Consider the following 20,705-nt stretch of genomic DNA (forward strand, 5'->3'; position numbering starts at 1 on the left):
GACGCTTGTTGCTGTGGCCTACGCTGTTGCTACTCATTTAAAAGCACTCAGGCCATCAGAAAAGGAACTGCCATGTTTGCCACCCCGTTCTCCGCTCCCTTGCACGAAACGCTTGCCAGCCATGTGTTTGGCCGATTTTTGCCGCAACGGGCACCGGTCGTGGCGACCTTGGCAACTGCGGCACCGGTGGTGGATGCAGCGGCGGTAGAAGAAGAACCGTTTGACTTGGCTCAGCGTGTGCGGGAAGTGGGGGAGTGGTAGTCGTGTGGATCACCATGCAACGGTGAGGCGTCGCGCCTCCATACAAAAAATGGTCCTGCGGGGCCATTTTTTATGGGCCATCCACAATGGCTACGTGACATCTGCATGCGGGTGCTGTTGGCCAGTGGCCGCCGGTCACATTCACCCACCACCCGGTATCCCCACCACTCGCACTTTGCAGTGTGTGCTGCAGCGAGCTCGGCGGTGTCCAGTGCCAGCGCATCTGCACTGCGAGCGATTTTGCTGCGCAGGCCCTGGGGACTACAGCCTCAACTCCCACGTTTCCCCCACCAACTGCTGGCCAAAACCCTCATAGGGTTCGGACTTGGCCAGCTTGAACCCCCGTTTGGCATAAATACCCCGCGCCGCCGTCAGGCAGCTGTTGGTCCATAACACCATTTTTTTGTAGCCCTTGGCACGCGCAAACGCGATGCACTCGTCCGTCAGCCGCGCGCCCAGGCCCAGGCCGCGCGCCTTGGGCGACAGGATCAGCATGCGCAACTGGGCCGTGGTGGCCGATTTGCGCACCACAAACACGGCGCCTACGCGTTCACCGTCCAGTTCGGCCACCCAGCAGCGCTCCCACGCGGGCTGAAACTTGCGCACGAACTGCGCGGCAATGTCCGCCACCAGGGCTTCAAAGCTGCTGTCCCAGCCGTATTCGCGCCAGTAAATCTCGCCGTGCTGCTGCACCACCCAGCCGATATCGCCGGGAACCGGGTCGCGCAGCACGGCCATGCGGGTTGCGGTGGGCGTGGCGCTGGCAGGCTCCAGCAAGGCCTCAATGCGTTCCATGGCGGCCACCAGCTCCTGCTGACGGGCGGGGGGCAGGGGGGCCAGCAGGGCGGCTGCCTCATCACGCGAGCGTTGTTGCAGGGGTTCAAACGCCTCGCGCCCGGCGGGCGTCAAGGTCAGCACGTTCTGCCGCGCGTCTTGGGGACTGGCGCTGCGCTCCATCCAGCCCGAAGTTTCAAACCGGCGAAGCACACGGCTCAGATACCCCCCGTCCAGGCCCAGGTCCCGGGCCAGTTCGCTGGCCACAGGGGCCTCGCGGTGGGCCAGTTCGTACAGCACGCGCACGTCCGTCAGCGATAGGTTGCTGCCCAGGTACGGGTCCAGCACACCCACCTTGCGGGTCATGAAGCGGTTGAAGCGCCGCACGGCTTTGACGGCACTGGCGGGCACGGTTGCGGATGCTGTGGGGATGTTCATGATTGCCTTTGTCATCTAATTAATTGACAAAAGCAATTATATGTCTGTTGCAGGTCATGCCCTGGCAAAGTCAGGGGCAAGCGCCGAACAGCGACAAAATGACCCTACGGCCGTAAAATCGCGGGTTAACCACCACAGCCGCGCCCCACGAGGCCCTTGACGCACAAGGTCCGGCCGCGAAACTCCTCTGCATGAACGCCCCCGTTGACGTCTCCTTTTTTGCGCGCGCCGCAAAGCCATTGACCAGCTACCGCCCGTACTGGGCCAAGCGCTTTGGCACGGCCCCGTTTTTGCCGATGAGCCGCGCCGAGATGGAGAAACTGGGCTGGGACAGCTGCGACATCATCCTGGTGACGGGTGATGCGTATGTAGATCACCCCAGCTTCGGCATGGCCGTGATCGGCCGCACGCTCGAAGCCCAAGGCTTTCGCGTGGGCATCATTGCCCAGCCCGACTGGCAAAGCGCCGAGCCCTTCAAGGCGCTCGGCAAACCCAACCTGTTCTGGGGTGTGACGGCGGGCAACATGGATTCGATGATCAACCGGTACACCGCCGACCGGAAGATCCGCAGCGACGACGCCTACACCCCCGGCGACATTGGCGGCAAGCGCCCTGACCGCGCGGCCATCGTCTACAGCCAGCGCTGCCGCGAAGCGTTCAAGGATGTGCCCATCATCCTGGGCGGCATCGAAGGCAGCCTGCGCCGCATTGCCCACTACGACTACTGGAGCGACAAGGTGCGCCGCTCGATCGTGGTGGACGCCAAGTGCGATCTGCTGCTGTACGGCAACGCCGAGCGCGCCTTGGTCGAGGTAGCTCACCGCATCGCGGCGCGCGAACCCGTCGAGCAGATCACCGACGTGCGCGGCACGGCCTTTGTGCGCCGTCCTGATGACGAAAGCGGCAAGGGATGGTTCGAGATCGACTCCACCAGCGTGGACGAGCCCGGCCGTGTCGAGGCGCACGTCAACCCCTACATGACGACCAGCGAGCAGGCTGCCGCCCAAGGCAGCACCTGTAGCAAGGAAGATGGCACTGGGAGCGTTGCTCCTGATTCCGTAGCTGCTAGCGCAGGTGGAATAAGCGCTGGAGGCCAAAAAGACCCAAAATCTGCCGAGCCGAACCCCGCCATCCAGCCCATGCTGTTTGTGGCCAATCCGGCGCTCAAGGCCAAGCTCAAAGTGCCGCCGCGCGACAAGAGCGTGATCCGCCTGCCCAGCTACGAGCAGGTGCGTGCCGACTCGGTGCTCTACGCCCACGCCAACCGCGTGCTGCACCTGGAAACCAACCCCGGCAACGCCCGTGCGCTGGTGCAGGCGCATGGCGAAGGTGTGACGGCGCGTGATGTGTGGATCAACCCGCCGCCCATCCCGCTGACCACGGCCGAGATGGACTATGTGTTCGACCTGCACTACGCCCGCGGCCCCCACCCGAGCTACGCCGACGAGAACGGCAGCCACGACCACAGCACCAAGATCCCCGCATGGGAGATGATCCGCTTCAGCGTGAACATCATGCGCGGCTGCTTTGGTGGCTGCACCTTCTGCTCGATCACCGAGCACGAGGGCCGCATCATCCAGAGCCGCTCCGAGGACTCGATCATTCAGGAGATCGAAGACATCCGCGACAAGGTCAAAGGCTTCACCGGCACCATCAGCGACCTGGGTGGCCCCACCGCCAACATGTACCGCCTGGGCTGCAAGAGCCCCGAGATCGAGGCCGCCTGCCGCAAACCGAGCTGCGTGTACCCCGGCATCTGCTCCAACCTAGGCACCAACCACGATCCGCTGATCAAGATCTACCGCCGTGGCCGCGCTTTGAAGGGCATCAAGAAGATCCTGATCGGATCGGGCCTGCGCTACGACCTGGCCGTGAAGAGCCCCGAATACGTGAAAGAGCTGGTGCAGCACCACGTGGGCGGGTATCTGAAGATCGCGCCCGAGCACACCGAGCAGGGGCCGCTGACCAAGATGATGAAGCCGGGCATCGGCAGCTATGACAAGTTCAAGCAGATGTTCGAAAAGTTCAGCGAAGAAGCGGGCAAGAAGCAATTCCTGATCCCGTACTTCATCGCTGCACACCCAGGCACCAGCGACGAGGACATGATGAACCTCGCCATCTGGCTCAAGAAGAACGGTTTCCGCGCCGACCAGGTACAGACCTTCTACCCGAGCCCCATGGCCACGGCCACCGCCATGTACCACAGCAACAAGAACCCGCTGCGCAAGATCACGCGCGACAGCGAGGCAGTGGACATCGTGCGCGGCGACAAACGCCGCCGATTGCACAAGGCCTTTCTGCGTTACCACGACCCCAACAACTGGCCGCTGCTGCGCGACGCGCTCAAGGCCATGGGCCGGGCGGACCTGATCGGCAACGGCAAGCACCACCTGATACCGACATTTCAGCCATTGACCGATGGCGGCTACCAGAGCGCGCGGCGCAAGAATTCGACCCCGACCGGGGCCAAGTCCGCCGTGGCGCCTGCGTCGCGCACGGTGCAGCAGCCCACCAAGGGCCGCATCCTGACACAACACACGGGCCTGCCACCGCGCGTGACCGGGGGCGCGGCCAAGCCGGCGACTGGCGGCAAACCGTTCAAGAAAGCGCGATAGTCCGCTGCCTGCGTGGCGGCGGGCAGGGCGTCCATTTGCCCATTGCATCTGCAGGCTGAAACGGCGGGCTGGGATGCCGCGCCAACGGCATTGGCGGGGTGGCCGGACTCAGGCGTGCGCCAAGCCCGGGCGGTGGTCAGGCGGTCGTGTAGCCCCCGGCCAGGCATTCCGAGAGTGGCACGGGCTTTGCCACCGCATAGCCTTGGGCGTAATTCACACCGATGATCCGCAACGCGTCCACGATGGCTTCGGACTCGGCAAACTCGGCAATTGTCTGCTTGCCCATCACATGGCCAATGCGGTGGATCATTTCCACCATGGCATGGTTGGTGGGGTCTAGCAAGATGTCCTTGACGAAGGCGCCATCGATCTTGAGGTAGTTCACTGGCAGGTGCTTGAGGTAGGTGAAGGACGACATGCCCGCGCCGAAGTCGTCGAGCGCGAAGCGACAGCCCAGTTGCTGCAGCTCTTTCATCAGCCGCACCGCGTTGGGCAGGTGGGAGATGGCGCTGGTTTCCGTGATCTCAAAGCACAGCAGCGCAGGGTCCAACCCGGATTCGGTGAGCGCGCTGCGGATGAACTTGAGCAGGCTGTCGTCGCCCAGGCTGGTGCCCGACAGGTTGATGGCGCAGGTGTGCAGCGGCAGGGCGCCAGGGGTGCGCTGGTGCTGCGCCAGCGCCTGCAGCGTGTGGCGGATCACCCATCGGTCGATGGACGGCATCATCCCGTAGTGCTCGGCGGCCGGAATGAAGCTGCCTGGCGCCACGAGCTGGCCCCCTTCCTCCTCCCGCAGGCGCAGCAACACCTCCATGTGCAGGCCTTCTTCGTCGGTGCCTTGCAGCGCGCGAATGGCCTGCGCATGCAGCTGAAAGCGGTTGTGCTCCAGCGCCAGGCGCAGGCGCCGCACCCAGTCCATATCGCCTTCGCGCCGGGTCATCTCGATGTCTTCGGGCTGGTAGATGAACACCCGGTTGCGCCCACCTTCCTTGGCGCGGTAGCAGGCCATGTCGGCCACGCGCATGGCTTCCTGGATGGAAGTGAGTGCGGGAATGAGCTGCACCATGCCGATGCTGAGGCCTGTAGTGAGCTGTCGGCCCTCCCATTCCAGACGCAGTTCCTGCCCAGCCTGGCGCAATTGCTCTGCGATGCGGGCCGAGGGCCCTGCAGGGCAGTCCTTGAGCAGGATGCCGAACTCGTCCCCGCCCAGCCGCGCCAGCGTGTCTCCCTCGCGCAGATGGCTTTGCAGCATGCGGCAGACCTCGCGCAGCATCTCGTCACCGGCCTGGTGGCCGCAGGTGTCGTTGATGAGCTTGAACTGGTCCATGTCCACGTAGAGCAAAGAGCCCTCGCGGCCGAGCTGGCGTGGTTGGCTGATCAGGGCTTCGAGCCGGTGCTCGAACTCGCGCCGGTTCACCAGGCCCGTCAGCGCGTCGTGGCTGGCCTGCCACGAGAGCTGCTCCACATAGTGCTGCTCGCGCGTGACGTCATGCAGTGCCAGCACCGCCCCGGTCTGCACGCCCCGGTGCCGGATGGGTGCACCCACCAGCCTGACCGGGACAATGGTCTGGTCTGGGCGCACCAGGGTGCGGTGGATGTTGCCCTTTGCGGCGCCGTTGCCGTGCAAGAGGGCCTGAACCAGGGTGTCGGCGGACAGGGGCGGCGCCTCGCCCTCAAAGACCAGCAGCTGCGCCAGTGGTTGACCGGCCGCCTGCGCGGCGGGGCGGGCCAGCAGGGCCTCGGCAGCGGGGTTCATGTAGGTGACCTCGCCATGGTTGTCGGTCGTCACCACGGCGTCGCCAATGGCGGCCAGTGTGGTGCGCGCGCGCTCTCGCTCGACCTCCAGGGCCAGTTCGACGCTCTGGCGTTGGGCCAGCAGCGTGCGGGTGTGCCACAGCGTCAGCAGGATCAGCGCCAGCGCCATGCCCACATTGGCCCACATCAGCAGCAGCACGATGTGGCGCGAGCTTTCGCCCAGTGCCTCGCTGAAGCTGCGGGCCGCCGGGGTAACGCCTGCATTGATCTGCCGGATGGTGTTCTGCCATCGCTCGCGCGTGGAGGCGTCCGCGGTGCCTGCACTGGTCCGCTGGTGGATTTCGTGCGAAAGCTCGCGCAGCGCAAGGATGTATTCGTCGCCCACCAGCCATTGGTCCACGGGCTTTTTCACCAGATCGAAGTGGTGGAAGTAGCGAAGCAGCCAGATCAGGCCGTCAATGTCATCGGGGTGGTTGCCGCCGCGCAGAAAGCCTTCGCGCGCCACCTCGGTCTGCACTTGGTCTGCCTCCAGGGCCAGCCGGGCTGCCCGGTCGCCCAACGGGATTTCCATGGCACGGGTGAACCCCTCAAAGGCTTGGGGTGAACCATTGGTGGCGTACTCGTTGAGGAAATAGATGGCGTCCTTCTGCCCTTTGGTCCACAAGCTCTCGCCTGCGACAAAAGCGCGCACGGTAGACAAGACATGCAGGCTGGCCGTGGCACAGGCCGCCAGCAGCAGCACCATCGTGATGAACGGCCAGGTCACCCGCAATGTCAATGGCACAGGGCTTCGCCCGACCGGTTGCAAAACATCCATGGATGGCTCCCTCGCTTGTGCCTAGCCGCACCGCGTGCCCGGGAATCGCCGCCGGTTGCTGCAGTGCGGTGCTTTTGGCTGACTATATAGCGATCAATTCACCAACGCATGCAAAGTTTGGTCGTGTTGAGCCAGTATCGCGCAATGGACTACGGCCACGCCCGCAGATGCGGGCATGGATGCGTGTGCGCTGGACAACTTCTCGGCTTTTGGCGTGGCGCCGTTCACCGGGCGCAAACACTGGGCGGTGCGCCCTGGATGGATCTGCTGGACCGTGCAGCCCCAACCAGCTCGGCCGGCTCAGCCGACGCGCCCTCCGCGCGTGGAGGGCTGAGGGTTGGGGATCAGCCTTCTGCTGCGTGGGTACCCACCACCACCGACTGCGGGCCGTCGTCCGCAGGTTGTGAGATCAGGTCTTCGATGATGAAGGTGCGGTAGTAAAAGGCGGTGACTGCGCCCTCCGGGGCGATGGCGTCTACCAAGGTGTCGGTGTGGTCCTTGTCGGCCATGGCGATCAGCAGGCCGTGGTGGCCCTTGCCTGCCAAGTCTGCAATGCGACGCACCATGTCGCCTTCGGCGCCCACGGAAGGCAGTGGCGCATCTGCCGTACCCAGGGTGTGGACGATCTCTTGCAGGATCACTTCGGGGCTGGCGTATGCCGTGTCGCCCTGGTGGCCCGCAGCTTGCAGCGCGGTGGCTGCCTGGCGCACACAGTCTTCGTCAGGAAAGAGCGCGAACACATGGCCAGTGGGGTAGAAAGTGCCGCCCATGTTGGTCATGGAGGAATCAAGAACGAGGGGTTTCATGGGCTTCTCCCGAGGTGTTTTAGACCTTTTCGATTGAAACCTGAGGCCCCGGCGCGTGGTGTAGGCCAGCGGGCAATCTGCGCGTCAGAGCCCTTTGCCGCGCGAGGTATCTACAAAAAATATGAGTCAAAATGGCCTCTAGCGCTTATCCATCAAGCGCTAGCAGCTATCAAATTGATATCTCCTTGAAAGCGCTGCTATGGAAGCCATCCGCCCACCCAGGCCCCGAGCACCGCGCAGTGCAGCACCACGGTGACCCAATACACCGCGCGAAACTCCACCTTGCGGGATTTGTGCCGCAGCCATTGCTGGGCAAACCACGCGCCCGGCCAGCCGCCTGCCAGGCTCAGCAGGTGCAGGTGGCTTTCCTTGGTGCGCCATTGGCCGTTTTGCGCAGCGCTTTTGTCGATGGCGTAGATCAGAAAGGTCAGGAGGTTGACGCCCACAGCCGCGCCCAGCACCCACCATGGGATCCGTCCAGCCCAGAGGCCCCAGGCCAGCAGCGCTAGCCAACCCAGCATCAGTGCCAGCGCCGGGCCTGCAGGGGTGGGCGGGCCGCTGGGCTCTGCAGGGCGCCGACTGCGTTTCGCTTGTGGCTTGGGTGCCCGCTGCGCTGATGGTTCGTGTCGCGCCCTGTGAGGGGTTGATTTGGCCGATGGGCGCGCGTGGGATGCGGTCCCTGGCTGGGCTGCAGGCTGAACCGCCATGGCCCGAGGTCCTTTTCCGCCTACATGGATCTCCTCGTAAACCACCGCCAGGCCCTCGCGGGGCGCAGCAGAACCTTGGTAGTCCCGCACATGAAAGAACACATCGGCGGAGGAGTCCGGGCTGCGGATGAAGCCGAAGGCGCGAGTGGCGTCCCAGCGGATGACGATGCCTTGTTTCTGCATCGGTAAAAAAGAAGGGTTTTCAGGCCAGGGTGTGCAGCGGAATGTCCTGCGCCACCGCCAGCGCATCTAGCTGTGCGCGCGTCTGCGTGCGCAGGAATGCTGCCACGGCCGCGTGCGTGGCGGGGGCGCGCAGCACCTCTGGGTCGCCCGTGGCGGGCAGGCCTGCAGCGGCGCACAGGCTGGCGGCAAAGTGGGGTTCCAGCGCGGCCACCGCCACGCGGCCGTCGGCGCAGGGGTAGATGCGGTAGCCCGCATGATTGCCGCCCACGTCGCCCTCAGGTGTGGTCAGGCCCCAGTCGCGCGGCTGGGCCAGCCAGGCGGCGGCGTCGGCCAGGGCGACTTCGATGCACACGCCGCTGCCGGTGTGGGCGCGTTCCAGCAGCGCCTGCAGCACGGCCTCGCTCGCCATCAGCGCGCCGCCCATGTCGGCGTACAGCGTAGGGGGCATGTCGGTGCCGGTCACCAGCCCGGCGTCGGCCAGGTAGGTGAGGTCGTGCCCGGGCTCTTCGGCACGCTCGGCCGCCGCGCCCACGATGCGCACCAGCGACAGGCGCGGGTAATTTGCTTGCAGCGCCTCCCAGCCCAGGCCCAGCTTGGTGAGCGCCGAGGGGCGAAACGAGGTGATCAGCACATCGGTGCGGGCCAGTTCCTCGTGCAGCGTGGCCTGGCCTTCTGCCGTTTTGAGGTGGGCGTGCAGCACGCGCACGCCGTGGTGAAGCGTGGCATAGGCGGCCGGGCTGTAGATGCCCATGGGATCGGCGCTGGGGTACCCGGCCGGTGGTGGGGGTTCAAGCTTGGTGCATTCGGCCCCCATGCGCGCGCAGCGCATCAGGGCGGCGGGGCCGGGCAAATTGAGCGCGAGGCTCAAGACGCGGACGTTGCGCAGGGGCTGGGGCAGGGCGGTTGTCATGGGCGGGGGGTGTCTCTGGGCTGTAGTTTTGATTGAACGGGCGTAGCGTTGGAACTTCAAGGGGTCGCGCGGGCTCACTCCCGCGTTATACATAATTTGTTACGCTCTCCCGTCACCCATGCAACGCAGAACTTCCCTCTCCGCCTTGGCAGGCCTCGCTACTTTTCCGGGAGCTTTCATGACATCGTCGTTGAGCAGCGCCGCCACATTGCCCGCGCTTCAGGCATTGAAGCCCTCGCCGCGCATGCCGGTGCTGTTTATGGGCCACGGCAGCCCCATGAACGCCATCGAGGACAACGCCTGGCGCCGCAGCTGGCAGGCCCTGGGCACCGAACTGTCGGCGCGCACGGTGCAGCCGCAGCTCATCCTGTGTGTGTCGGCCCATTGGCTCACACGCGGCGGCTGGCAGGTGACCGGCATGGCCAACCCCAAGACCATCCATGACTTTGGCGGCTTCCCGCAGGAGCTGTTCGACCAGCAATACCCCGCGCCCGGCGCGCCGCAGGTAGCGCGCAGCCTGGCGGGGGAACTGAAGTCGCCAGCGACAGGAGGTGCATTGGGCGTAGACGAAGGCGAGTGGGGTCTGGACCACGGCACCTGGTCGGTGCTCAAGCCCATGTTTCCCAAGGCGCAGATCCCCGTGATGCAGCTGAGCATGGACTACAGCCGCGCCCCGGCCGAGCATTACGCGCTGGGCCAGCAATTGAAGGTGCTGCGCGAGCGCGGCGTGCTGATCGTGGGCAGCGGCAACGTGGTGCACAACCTGCGGCTGACCCGCCGTGGCACGCCTGCCAACGAGGCTTACGACTGGGCCACCGAATTCGACACGGTGGTGCAGGAGCAGATCAAGAAGGGCCAGCTCGGCGCCCTGCAGGACTTTCAGAAACTGGGCGCGGTGGCCAAACAAGCGCACCCCACGCACGAGCACTATCTGCCGCTGCTGTACGCGGCCGGGGCTGTGTTACCCAGCGAGATGCCGCGTTTCTTCAACACGGGTTACCAGTCGGCATCGATCTCAATGCGGTCGGTGCTGTGGGGGTAGTGCATCAAAATTCATAGCTGCTAGCGCTTGATGGATAAGCGCTAGAGGCCAAAAAGACCATAAAAAACCGCCCAGAGGCGGTTTTTTGACTGAGGAAGCCGGGAGGCTCAGACCACCTTGGCAATCGACTGGCAGACGTAGTCGATGTTCTTGCTGTTGAGCGCAGCCACGCACATGCGGCCGGTGTCGGTGCCGTACACACCGAACTCGTTGCGAAGGCGCACCATCTGGTCCTTGGTCAGGCCCGAGTAGCTAAACATACCGATCTGGGTGGTGATGAAGCTCATGTCCTGCTTCACACCAGCGGCCTTCAGGCCGTCGACCAGCTTCTGGCGCATGGCCTTGATGCGCACACGCATTTCGGCCAGTTCTTGTTCCCACATCGCGCGCAGCTCGGGGTTGTTCAGCACGGCGGCCACCACCGCGCCACCGTGGATGGGTGGGTTGGAGTAGTTGGTGCGGATGACGATCTTGAGCTGGCTCAGCACGCGGCCGGCTTCTTCCTTGTCGGCGCACAACACCGAGAGGCCACCCACGCGCTCGCCGTACAGGCTGAAGCTCTTGCTGAAAGACGTGGACACAAAGAAGTTCAGGCCAGCGGCCACGAACTTGCCGATCACAGCGCCGTCTTCGGCGATGCCGTGGCCAAAGCCCTGGTAAGCCATGTCCAGGAAGGGGGTGAGGTTCTTGGCCTTGACGGCGGCGATCACCTGGTCCCACTGGGCGGCGGTGATGTCATAGCCGGTGGGGTTGTGGCAGCAGGCGTGCAGCACAACGATGGTGCCGGCGGCGGCCGCGTTGAGGCTGGCCAGGAAGCCGTCGAAGTTCACGCCGCGTTTTTCTGCGTCGTAGTAAGCGTAGGTATCGACTTCGAAGCCGGCATTGGTGAACAGCGCGCGGTGGTTTTCCCAGCTGGGGTCGGAGATCAGCACCTTGGCGTTGGGGCTGAGTTTCTTGAGAAAGTCAGCGCCGATCTTGAGGCCGCCCGTACCTCCCACCGCTTGCACCGTAGCCACGCGTCCAGATGTGACAGGTTCGCTGTCCGCGCCGAACACCAAAGCCTTCACGGCGTTGTCGTACGCCACGATGCCGTCGATAGGCAGGTAGCCACGGGCCGTGGGGGTGGACATCATGGTCTTTTCAGCGGCCTGCACACATTGCAGCAGGGGCAGCTTGCCGTTGTCGTCGAAATAAACGCCGACGCCCAGATTGACCTTGTGGGGGTTGGTGTCGGCGTTGAATTGCTCGTTGAGGCCCAGGATGGGGTCGCGGGGGGCCATTTCGACGGCGGTGAACAGAGACATGAAAATCCTTGAAAGGTTGTCAGTAGCGAAGAATCCGGGCGTGGTGTACTGTGCCGGGTTGCGCCGATTTTAACGGCCCGCCCACCCCACTCGTTGACCGCCCCCATGCCGGATCTCACAGAAGTCATAACGGAAAAGCAAGACGGCGAGTTCGTCCATTTCCCCAATTCCCCCTTTGAACTGTTCCAGCCGTACCCCCCGGCAGGCGACCAGCCTGAGGCCATCAACAAGCTGGTGGAGGGCCTGAACGACGGGGAAACCTTTCAGACGCTGCTGGGTGTGACGGGCTCGGGCAAGACCTTTACGATGGCCAACGTGATCGCCCGCATGGGGCGCCCGGCCATCATCTTCGCGCCCAACAAGACGCTGGCCGCGCAGTTGTACAGCGAGTTCCGCGAGTTCTTCCCCAAGAACGCCGTGGAGTATTTCGTGAGCTACTACGACTACTACCAGCCTGAGGCGTACGTGCCACAGCGCGACCTGTTCATCGAAAAGGACAGTGCGATCAATGAACACATCGAGCAGATGCGGCTGTCGTGCACCAAGAGCCTGATGGAGCGCACCGATGTGGTCATCGTGGCCACCGTGTCGGCCATCTACGGCATCGGTGAGCCCGAAAGCTACCACCGCATGGTGATGACGCTGCGCACCGGCGACAAGCTGGGCCAGCGCGATGTGATCGCCCAGCTGATCCGCATGCAGTACCAGCGCAACGAGGCCGACTTCTCGCGCGGCAAGTTCCGTGTGCGGGGCGACACGATTGATGTGTTTCCGGCCGAGCATTCCGAGCTGGCCATGCGCATCGAGCTGTTCGACGATGAGATCGAGAGCCTGCAGCTGTTCGACCCGCTCACGGGCCGTGTCAAGCAGAAGATCCCGCGCTTCACCGTCTACCCCAGCAGCCACTACGTCACCCCGCGCGACAAGGTGCTCGCTGCGGTGGAAACCATCAAGCTGGAGTTGTCTGATCGGCTCAAGCAATTGCTGGCCGATGGCAAGCTGGTGGAAGCACAAAGGCTGGAGCAGCGTACGCGGTTTGACCTGGAAATGCTCAGCGAAGTAGGGCACTGCAAGGGCATTGAGAACTACACGCGCCACCTCTCGGGTGCCGCGCCCGGCGACCCGCCGAGCACGCTGACCGACTACATGCCCAAGAACGCGCTGATGTTCCTGGACGAGAGCCACCAGATGATCGGGCAGTTGAACGCCATGTATAGCGGCGACCGGTCGCGCAAGACCACGCTGGTGGAATATGGGTTTCGACTGCCATCGGCACTCGACAACCGGCCGCTCAAGTTTGAGGAGTTTGAGCAGCGGATGCGGCAGGTGATCTTCGTCTCTGCCACTCCGGCCGATTACGAAAAGACCCATTCAGGCCAGGTGGTGGACCAGGTCGTTCGGCCTACCGGGCTGGTAGACCCTGAAGTGGAGGTGCGGCCTGCCACCCATCAAGTGGATGATGTGCTTCAAGAAATACGCATTCGCGCAGAAAAGCGCGAACGTGTACTCATTACCACGCTAACCAAGCGCATGGCCGAGCAGTTGACCGACTACCTGACGGACAACGGCGTGAAGGTGCGTTACCTGCACAGTGACGTAGACACGGTGGAGCGCGTGGAAATCATCCGCGACTTGCGGCTCGGGGCGTTTGATGTGTTGGTGGGGATCAACCTGCTGCGCGAAGGGCTTGATATCCCCGAGGTGTCGTTGGTGGCCATTCTGGATGCGGACAAGGAAGGTTTCTTGCGCGCGGAGCGCAGTCTGATCCAGACTATTGGCCGCGCAGCGCGAAATCTGAATGGCCGTGCCATTTTGTACGCGGACCGCATTACTGAGTCCATGAAAAAAGCCATGGGCGAAACGGAACGCAGGCGCATCAAGCAGATCGCACACAACGAGGAACACGGAATTACGCCGCGCAGCATTGTCAAGCGGGTAAGAGACCTGATTGACGGCGTTTACAGCGAGAAGGCTGGAAAAGACGCGGAACGACTGGAGCAGGAAGCTATGCAGCGCGCCAAGGTGGAGGACATGTCCGAAAAAGACGTGGCGCGCGAGATCAAACGACTGGAAAAGCTCATGCTGGAACATGCCCGCAATCTGGAGTTCGAGCAGGCAGCCCGGGTGCGGGATCAGCTTACGCGGCTCAAGGACCAGGCGTTTGGTGCACACGGCAAAGATTCTGTGGCCTTGTAAGGGGTGAGCGAACAATTGGAAATAACTATCAAGTCAATTTAAAACCAGTTGGTTATATAACCCGACAGAATCGATAGGGATTTGTGCTATACTCGCACAAAATACTCAAGAAAACAGCCCAGCGATGAAGGGCTCCGTGTCAGACACCTGTGCGGAGTAAGGGGCGGAGACGGTGCCTCGGCGGCCAACAGCCAGCGGAGGCGGTTTCTACAACGAACAAGCCTTAGCACAAGGAGCTTGCGATGCGTCTCACAACCAAAGGCCGTTTTGCGGTCACCGCGATGATTGATCTGGCCTTGCGCCAGAACAACGGTCCTGTCACTTTGGCGGCCATCAGCCAGCGCCAACAGATTTCTCTGTCGTATCTGGAGCAGCTCTTCGGCAAACTGCGTCGCCACGAACTCGTGGAATCTACCCGAGGCCCAGGCGGCGGTTATACGTTGGCCCGCAAGGCGGCTGACATCACGGTGGCTGACATCATCGTCTCGGTGGATGAGCCCATCGATGCCACGCAGTGCGGCGGCAAAGAAAATTGCCTGGGCGAAGCGGGCCGTTGCATGACCCATGAGCTGTGGGCATCGCTCAATCAGCGCATGGTGGAGTTTCTGGATTCCGTCACCTTGCAAAAGCTGGTGGACGAGCAGATTGCCAAGGGCGTGCAGATCGAAGACAAGCCGGTGGTACGACGCGCCATTTCCACGACGCCCGTGGTCAAACCGATTCGCGTGAATGCGCCGAACTCTGTGTTCGCGCTCGGCAACGTTTTCGCCAAATCCTGATATTTGGGGCTTGTCGCTGGCCTTGGGGTCGGCGTTGCCCTGACGAAGTTTTTCGAATCCACTTTTGTTTACTCAGTTTGCCAGCCAGCAACTACCTCTGAGCCAGCCATGGACATGACCCCGCACTTCCCCATTTATCTCGACTATGGCGCCACAACGCCGGTGGACCCCCGCGTTGTGGATGCCATGATTCCTTGGTTGCGTGAACACTTCGGCAACCCGGCGTCGCGCAGCCATGCCTGGGGCTGGGAGGCGGAAGAAGCGGTCGAGAAAGCACGTGTGCAAGTGGCTGACTTGATTCATGCTGATCCGCGTGAAATCGTCTGGACCAGTGGTGCTACCGAGTCCATCAATCTGGCTCTGAAGGGTGCTGCACATTTCTACAAGGGCAAGGGAAAGCACCTCATCACGCTCAAGACCGAGCACAAGGCTGTGTTGGATACGGTGCGTGAACTGGAGCGCCAGGGTTTCGAAGCCACCTATCTTGACGTACAGGAAGATGGTCTGGTCAATATGGAGGCCTTGAAGGCAGCCATTCGTCCAGACACTGTGCTCATCAGCATTCTGTTCGTGAACAACGAAATCGGCGTCATCCAGGACATTCCCGCCATCGGCGCGCTGTGCCGTGAAAAGGGCATCCTGCTTCATGTCGATGCAGCCCAGGCTACGGGCCGGGTCGACATCGACATGAATGTTCTGCCTATCGACCTGATGAGCATGACTGCACACAAGACCTACGGCCCCAAGGGCGTGGGCGCTTTGTATGTGCGCCGCAAGCCGCGCGTACGCCTAGAAGCCCAGATGCACGGTGGTGGCCACGAGCGTGGCATGCGTTCCGGTACCTTGCCCACGCACCAGATCGTGGGCATGGGTGAAGCCTTCCGCATTGCCAAGGAAGAAATGGCCGAGAGCAACGAAAAAGCGCAGGCCCTGCAGCAACGCTTGCTGGATGGCTTGAAGGACATCGAGCAGGTCTACATCAACGGCAGCATGGAACGCCGCGTGCCGCAGAACCTGAACATGAGCTTCAATTTCGTTGAAGGCGAATCGCTCATCATGGGCATCAAGGGTTTGGCGGTGTCGTCGGGTTCAGCCTGCACCTCGGCCAGCCTGGAGCCCAGCTATGTGCTGCGCGCCCTGGGTCGCAGTGACGAGCTGGCGCACAGCAGCCTGCGCATGACCATCGGCCGTTTCACGACCGAAGAAGAGATCGACTACGCCATCTCCACCATCCGCGAGAACGTGGCCCGCCTGCGTGAACTCAGCCCGCTGTGGGAGATGTACCAAGACGGCATCGACATCAGCACCATTCAGTGGTCGGCGCACTGAATCCCAGAAGATTTTGGAAGAATTGAAGAGGTACACATCATGGCTTACTCAGAAAAAGTGGTTGACCATTACGAAAACCCCCGCAACGTGGGTTCGTTCGACAAGGGTGATGATTCGGTGGGCACCGGCATGGTGGGTGCACCGGCTTGCGGCGACGTGATGAAGCTTCAGATCAAGGTGAACCCAGAAACCGGCGTGATCGAAGACGCGCGTTTCAAGACCTACGGCTGCGGCTCGGCCATCGCCTCGTCGTCGCTCGTGACCGAATGGGTCAAAGGCAAGACGCTGGACGAAGCCGCGGCCCTCAAGAACAGCGAGATCGCTGAAGAGCTGGCCCTGCCGCCCGTCAAGATCCACTGCTCCATCCTGGCCGAAGACGCCATCAAGGCCGCTGTGCTCGACTACAAGACCAAACACGCAGCTACTGCAACCGCTGCCGCTGTTGCCTGAGTGATATGGCCATTACGCTGACAGAAGCCGCTGCGCGGCACGTCAACCGCTACCTGTCTCGTCGGGGCAAGGGCCTGGGCGTGCGCCTGGGAGTTAAAACGACTGGCTGCTCAGGGCTTGCCTACAAGCTGGAGTATGTGGACGACAGCGCACCGGAAGACATCGTGTTTGAAAACCATGGGGTCAAGGTGTTGATTGATCCCAAAAGCCTGGCCTATATCGATGGCACCGAGCTGGACTTTGTGCGTGAAGGCCTTAACGAAGGCTTCAAGTTCAACAATCCGAACGAGCGTGACCGCTGCGGTTGTGGGGAGAGTTTCCGCGTCTGAGCGCTAGCTGCCTTCGTGCCGACAAACCGCCATCGCGCTGCGTGCTGGCGGTTTTTTCTTGGATTTTTTTGCTTTCAATTAGTCACCCCAGCGCATGAACCTGCAATCTGACGACTTCGAATTGTTTGGCCTTGCTCGCCGTTTTGTGCAGGAACGCAGTGCTATCGATGCACGCTGGAAGGAGTTGCAGCGCGAAGCACATCCTGACAAGTTTGCGGCGCAAGGCGCGGCGGCGCAGCGCGTGGCCATGCAATGGTCGGTGCGCATCAACGAGGCCTACCAGCGGTTGAAGGACCCGATGCGTCGCGCTGCGTACCTGTGCGAGTTGCACGGCGCTCCCATCCGCGCTGAGGACAACACGGCCATGCCAGCGGCTTTCCTCATGCAACAGATGGAGTGGCGCGAGGCGCTGGAGGATGCGCGTGCAGAGAGCGAGCTTGATGCGTTGGACGATGGTGTCGCGCAAGCCCGCCGCGCCGCACTGGAGCAATGCGAACAATTGATTGACCAGCAGCGGGACTACGCTGGCGCCGCCCGTGAGGTCAGAGCCCTCATGTTCATTGCGCGTTTTGCCGACGATATTGAACGTCGCAGAGAGCAACTGGGACAATAGAGCGGTTTTGCTATTCCCTTGAGGGCCGAGTCGTTGTGATGGCGGGCCCCACCACGTTGAGACCCGAAATTTCATGGCGCTTTTGCAGATTTCCGAACCCGGCCAATCCCCCGACCCGCACCAGCGGCGCATTGCGGTGGGCATTGACCTGGGCACTACCCACTCTCTGGTCGCCGCAGTGCGCAATGGTGTGTCCGAATGCCTGCCAGACGCGCAGGGCAGGGTGCTTCTGCCTTCGGTAGTGCGCTACCTTGAAAAAGGCGGTCGGCAAATCGGATACGACGCTGTGGCGTCGCAAGCGCAGGATGCGAGCAACACCATCGCTTCGGTCAAACGCTTCATGGGGCGGGGTCTCAAAGATGTGGCCGGAGCGGACCGGCTCCCCTATGACTTTGTTTCTGGCGCCGATGCATCCGTAGAAGGCATGGTGAGCCTGGCGACCGTGGATGGCAACAAGTCGCCGGTGGAAGTCAGTGCTGAAATTTTGGCAACGCTGCGTTACCGCGCCGAAGACACTTTCAACGCCGATCTGTATGGCGCGGTCATCACCGTGCCCGCCTACTTCGACGACGCCCAGCGTCAGGCCACCAAGGATGCAGCCAAGCTCGCGGGCATCCATCTGTTGCGCCTGATCAACGAGCCCACGGCGGCAGCCATTGCCTATGGCTTGGACAACGCCAGTGAAGGCGTTTACGCGGTCTATGACCTGGGGGGCGGTACTTTCGACATCTCCATCCTGCGCCTCACGCAGGGGGTTTTTGAAGTCATTGCGACGGGCGGCGACTCGGCGTTGGGCGGCGACGACTACGATGCGGCACTGGCCGACTGGGTACTGCAGCAGCTGGGGCTCCAAGCGGTCACTGCCTCCGACAAAGCCGCCGTGCGCATGGCAGCTCGCGTTTGTAAGGAGGCTTTGACTGCTACTAATTTGGTAGCATTCAGCGCTTTACTATCAAGCGCTAAGGCCCAATTTGATGTTAAACGGTCGGACTTCGAGGCGATCACGGCCGACCTGACGGCACGCTCCATGGCTGCCGTGCGCCGTGCGTTGCGCGACGCCCACTTGGCCCGCGACGAGGTCCAGGGCGTGGTGATGGTGGGGGGCTCCACCCGCATGCCACAGGTACAGAACGCCGTGGCTAAGTTTTTTGACAAAGAGCCGCTGACCAACCTCAACCCTGATGAGGTGGTGGCGCTGGGCGCCGCAATCCAGGCCAATCAGCTGGCAGGCAACAACACCTCGGGCGACTTGTTGCTGCTGGATGTGATTCCGCTGTCGCTGGGTATCGAAACCATGGGCGGGCTGGTGGAGCGCATTGTGGCGCGCAACGAGACCATCCCTACGGCCAAGGCACAGGATTTCACCACCTATAAAGACGGCCAGACCGCGCTGGCGATCCATGTAGTACAGGGCGAACGCGATCTGGTGCAGGACTGTCGCAGTCTCGCGCGTTTTGAGTTGCGTGGCATCCCCCCCATGGCCGCAGGGGCAGCACGCATCCGCGTCACCTTCACCGTGGATGCCGATGGCTTGCTGAGCGTGAGCGCCCGTGAGCAGGGCAGTGGCGTGGAAGCGCGCATTGATGTGAAGCCGTCCTACGGCCTGTCTGACGACCAAATTGCGCGCATGCTGCAAGATGGTTTCGCCACGGCTGCTCAGGATATGAAAGCTCGAGCTGTGGTCGAGGCGCGCGTGGATGCCGACCGCATGCTGATCGCCACCCAGAGCGCGCTGGACGCTGATGGCGATGTGCTCAGTCCGCACGAACGCGAGGGCATCGATGCGCTGATGGTCGCATTGCGACTCCAGCGCGATGCCGACGATGCCGCCATCATCGAGGCGGCCACCGACGCCCTGGCCAAGGGCACCGAGGCGTTTGCTGCACAACGCATGAACCGCGGCATCCAGCAGGCGCTGGCAGGCAAGAACGTCCAGAACCTCTGAACGCCCCGATCGCCGTAGCGCCAAGCAATACACCCGCAATAAAAGAACCTGCTCCATGCCCGTCATCAAGATCCTTCCTCACCCTGAATACTGCCCCGCGGGCACTGAAATCACGGCGCCTGCGGGCACGTCGATTTGCGAAGCGCTGCTGGACAACAAGATCAATATCGAGCATGCCTGCGACATGAGCTGCGCCTGCACCACCTGCCACGTCATCGTGCGCCAGGGGTTGAGCTCGCTCAACGAGGCTGAAGAAGAGGAAGAAGACCTGCTGGACCGTGCCTGGGGCTTGGAGCCGCAGTCCCGCCTGTCCTGCCAGGCCATCCTGGCGCAAACTGATGTGACCGTGGAAATCCCCAAGTACACGATCAACCACGCCAAGGAGAACCACTAGATGAGCGCAGCGCCGGGCCGTCCCAAGCAAGCTCGCGCCCCCTTGGTGGGTAGCGTGGACACGAAGTGCCGAGCTTGGGGGCACGTATGACCCGCCAGATCGTTCTCGACACCGAAACCACCGGCCTTTCGGCTGAAGGTGGAGATCGCATCATTGAGCTGGGCTGCGTGGAGCTGCTCAACCGCAAGCTCACCGGCAACAACCTGCATCTGTATTTCAACCCCGGGCGGGACAGCCATGAAGACGCATTGAAGGTGCACGGCATCAGCAATGAGTTTTTGAAGGATAAACCGAAGTTTGCCGAGGTGGCCGACGAGATCCTGCAGTACCTGCAAGGGGCCGAGATCATCATCCACAACGCGGCGTTCGACGTGGGCTTCTTGAATAAGGAACTGGAGCTGATCCGGCGTCCTGCCTTCCGTACCTTTGTGGAAAGCGTGACCGACACGCTGGCGATGGCGAAGGAGATGTACCCGGGCAAGCGCAATTCGCTCGATGCCTTGTGCGATCGTTTGGGCGTAGACAACTCTGGCCGTACCTTGCATGGCGCTTTGCTCGATGCCGAGTTGTTGGCCGACGTGTATATCAACCTTACGCGTGGGCAAGATCCATTGCTGATCTCCGACGATGAGCAAGACACTACGGGTAGACTGAAAGTGGCGGCGATGGATTTGCGGGGTTTGACGTTGCCGGTTTTATGGGCAAGCGAACAGGAGCATGCGGCGCATGCCGATGTACTGGCGCAGATCGACAAGGCGAGTGGCGGTAAAACAGTTTGGCGGCCTGCTCAGGCGGCTTAAAAAGCTGTGCCATAATCGAAGGCTGTCAAGCGGCACGGGAGATTAGCTCAGGGGTAGAGCACTGCATTCACACTGCAGGGGTCGCAAGTTCGAAACTTGCATCTCCCACCACGCTCGCAGACAGGCCATGGCAAAGTCCTTCGCACGAAGGATGGCGCTGCGGGAGATTAGCTCAGGGGTAGAGCACTGCATTCACACTGCAGGGGTCGCAAGTTCGAAACTTGCATCTCCCACCAATTTGAAACCCTTGCAGACTCTGGT

18 protein-coding genes and 2 tRNA genes are annotated in these 20,705 nt (G+C 62.3%); 14 read left to right on the forward strand and 6 right to left on the reverse strand.

The features are described 5' to 3' along the window. The first annotated feature begins 72 nt into the window (after nucleotides 1-72). A complete protein-coding gene (locus tag ACK41V_RS04120) occupies nucleotides 73-261 on the forward strand; it encodes a hypothetical protein (protein ID WP_409778201.1) in 189 nt (62 codons plus the stop codon). A 261-nt stretch (nucleotides 262-522) separates the two neighbouring features. On the opposite strand, the gene ACK41V_RS04125 is transcribed toward ACK41V_RS04120, so the two are convergent. Further along, nucleotides 523-1,473 (reverse strand): GNAT family N-acetyltransferase, encoded by a 951-nt coding sequence (locus tag ACK41V_RS04125; protein WP_409778204.1) that lies wholly within the window; start codon nucleotides 1,471-1,473, stop codon nucleotides 523-525. A gap of 191 nt (nucleotides 1,474-1,664) precedes the next feature. On the opposite strand from ACK41V_RS04125, the gene ACK41V_RS04130 reads away from it, so the two are divergent. Continuing rightward, entirely contained in the window at nucleotides 1,665-4,088 is a 2,424-nt protein-coding gene (locus ACK41V_RS04130) for a YgiQ family radical SAM protein (protein WP_409778207.1), read from the forward strand. A gap of 136 nt (nucleotides 4,089-4,224) precedes the next feature. Here the strand turns inward: ACK41V_RS04130 and ACK41V_RS04135 are convergent, their stop codons facing one another. From ACK41V_RS04135 to ACK41V_RS04150, 4 genes are all read right to left on the reverse strand, one after another. Continuing rightward, nucleotides 4,225-6,657, reverse strand: coding sequence for an EAL domain-containing protein (locus tag ACK41V_RS04135; RefSeq protein WP_409778210.1), 2,433 nt, complete (start codon nucleotides 6,655-6,657; stop codon nucleotides 4,225-4,227). A gap of 344 nt (nucleotides 6,658-7,001) precedes the next feature. Continuing rightward, on the reverse strand, nucleotides 7,002-7,463 hold the full coding sequence (locus ACK41V_RS04140; protein ID WP_409778213.1) for a hypothetical protein: 462 nt from the start codon (nucleotides 7,461-7,463) through the stop codon (nucleotides 7,002-7,004). Between the two features lie 197 nt (nucleotides 7,464-7,660). Continuing rightward, nucleotides 7,661-8,353, reverse strand: coding sequence for a DUF1294 domain-containing protein (locus ACK41V_RS04145; protein ID WP_409778216.1), 693 nt, complete (start codon nucleotides 8,351-8,353; stop codon nucleotides 7,661-7,663). Nucleotides 8,354-8,372: 19 nt separating this feature from the next. Further along, complete coding sequence (locus tag ACK41V_RS04150) at nucleotides 8,373-9,263, reverse strand: CoA transferase (RefSeq protein ID WP_409778219.1); 891 nt, start codon at nucleotides 9,261-9,263, stop codon at nucleotides 8,373-8,375. A gap of 178 nt (nucleotides 9,264-9,441) precedes the next feature. Between ACK41V_RS04150 and ygiD the strand changes: the two genes are divergently transcribed. Then, nucleotides 9,442-10,305: a 4,5-DOPA dioxygenase extradiol gene (gene ygiD / locus ACK41V_RS04155; protein WP_409778222.1), complete on the forward strand. Its 864-nt coding sequence runs from the start codon at nucleotides 9,442-9,444 to the stop codon at nucleotides 10,303-10,305. Between the two features lie 107 nt (nucleotides 10,306-10,412). Here ygiD and ACK41V_RS04160 read toward each other — a convergent pair whose 3' ends face one another. After that, complete coding sequence (locus ACK41V_RS04160) at nucleotides 10,413-11,609, reverse strand: amino acid aminotransferase (protein ID WP_409778225.1); 1,197 nt, start codon at nucleotides 11,607-11,609, stop codon at nucleotides 10,413-10,415. Between the two features lie 105 nt (nucleotides 11,610-11,714). Here ACK41V_RS04160 and uvrB point away from each other — a divergent pair, with 105 nt between their 5' ends. From uvrB to ACK41V_RS04215, 11 genes are all read left to right on the forward strand, one after another. Beyond that, a complete protein-coding gene (gene uvrB / locus ACK41V_RS04165; RefSeq protein WP_409778228.1) occupies nucleotides 11,715-13,805 on the forward strand; it encodes an excinuclease ABC subunit UvrB in 2,091 nt (696 codons plus the stop codon). Nucleotides 13,806-14,047: 242 nt separating this feature from the next. Then, nucleotides 14,048-14,584: a Fe-S cluster assembly transcriptional regulator IscR gene (gene iscR, locus ACK41V_RS04170; RefSeq protein ID WP_409778231.1), complete on the forward strand. Its 537-nt coding sequence runs from the start codon at nucleotides 14,048-14,050 to the stop codon at nucleotides 14,582-14,584. A gap of 108 nt (nucleotides 14,585-14,692) precedes the next feature. After that, the gene (locus ACK41V_RS04175; protein ID WP_409778234.1) at nucleotides 14,693-15,913 is read left to right on the forward strand and encodes an IscS subfamily cysteine desulfurase; all 1,221 of its coding nucleotides are present in this window, start codon (nucleotides 14,693-14,695) and stop codon (nucleotides 15,911-15,913) included. Nucleotides 15,914-15,952: 39 nt separating this feature from the next. Then, nucleotides 15,953-16,363, forward strand: a complete 411-nt coding sequence (iscU, locus tag ACK41V_RS04180; RefSeq protein WP_409778237.1) for a Fe-S cluster assembly scaffold IscU — start codon at nucleotides 15,953-15,955, stop codon at nucleotides 16,361-16,363. Nucleotides 16,364-16,368: 5 nt separating this feature from the next. Continuing rightward, entirely contained in the window at nucleotides 16,369-16,692 is a 324-nt protein-coding gene (iscA, locus tag ACK41V_RS04185) for an iron-sulfur cluster assembly protein IscA (protein WP_056168867.1), read from the forward strand. A 94-nt stretch (nucleotides 16,693-16,786) separates the two neighbouring features. Continuing rightward, nucleotides 16,787-17,305 carry a Fe-S protein assembly co-chaperone HscB gene (hscB, locus tag ACK41V_RS04190; RefSeq protein WP_409778240.1) on the forward strand — a complete coding sequence of 173 codons (519 nt, stop codon included), beginning with the start codon at nucleotides 16,787-16,789 and terminating at the stop codon, nucleotides 17,303-17,305. A 73-nt stretch (nucleotides 17,306-17,378) separates the two neighbouring features. Then, nucleotides 17,379-19,250: a Fe-S protein assembly chaperone HscA gene (hscA, locus tag ACK41V_RS04195; RefSeq protein ID WP_409778241.1), complete on the forward strand. Its 1,872-nt coding sequence runs from the start codon at nucleotides 17,379-17,381 to the stop codon at nucleotides 19,248-19,250. Between the two features lie 55 nt (nucleotides 19,251-19,305). Continuing rightward, entirely contained in the window at nucleotides 19,306-19,644 is a 339-nt protein-coding gene (gene fdx / locus ACK41V_RS04200; RefSeq protein ID WP_409778244.1) for an ISC system 2Fe-2S type ferredoxin, read from the forward strand. 86 nt (nucleotides 19,645-19,730) lie between these two features. Then, nucleotides 19,731-20,444 carry a DNA polymerase III subunit epsilon gene (dnaQ, locus tag ACK41V_RS04205; RefSeq protein WP_409778246.1) on the forward strand — a complete coding sequence of 238 codons (714 nt, stop codon included), beginning with the start codon at nucleotides 19,731-19,733 and terminating at the stop codon, nucleotides 20,442-20,444. Nucleotides 20,445-20,480: 36 nt separating this feature from the next. Then, nucleotides 20,481-20,555, forward strand: a tRNA-Val gene (locus ACK41V_RS04210). A gap of 50 nt (nucleotides 20,556-20,605) precedes the next feature. Then, nucleotides 20,606-20,680, forward strand: a tRNA-Val gene (locus tag ACK41V_RS04215). The last annotated feature ends 25 nt before the right edge of the window (nucleotides 20,681-20,705 follow it).

Source organism: Acidovorax sp., from assembly GCF_046291265.1.
Classification (GTDB): domain Bacteria; phylum Pseudomonadota; class Gammaproteobacteria; order Burkholderiales; family Burkholderiaceae_C; genus Acidovorax.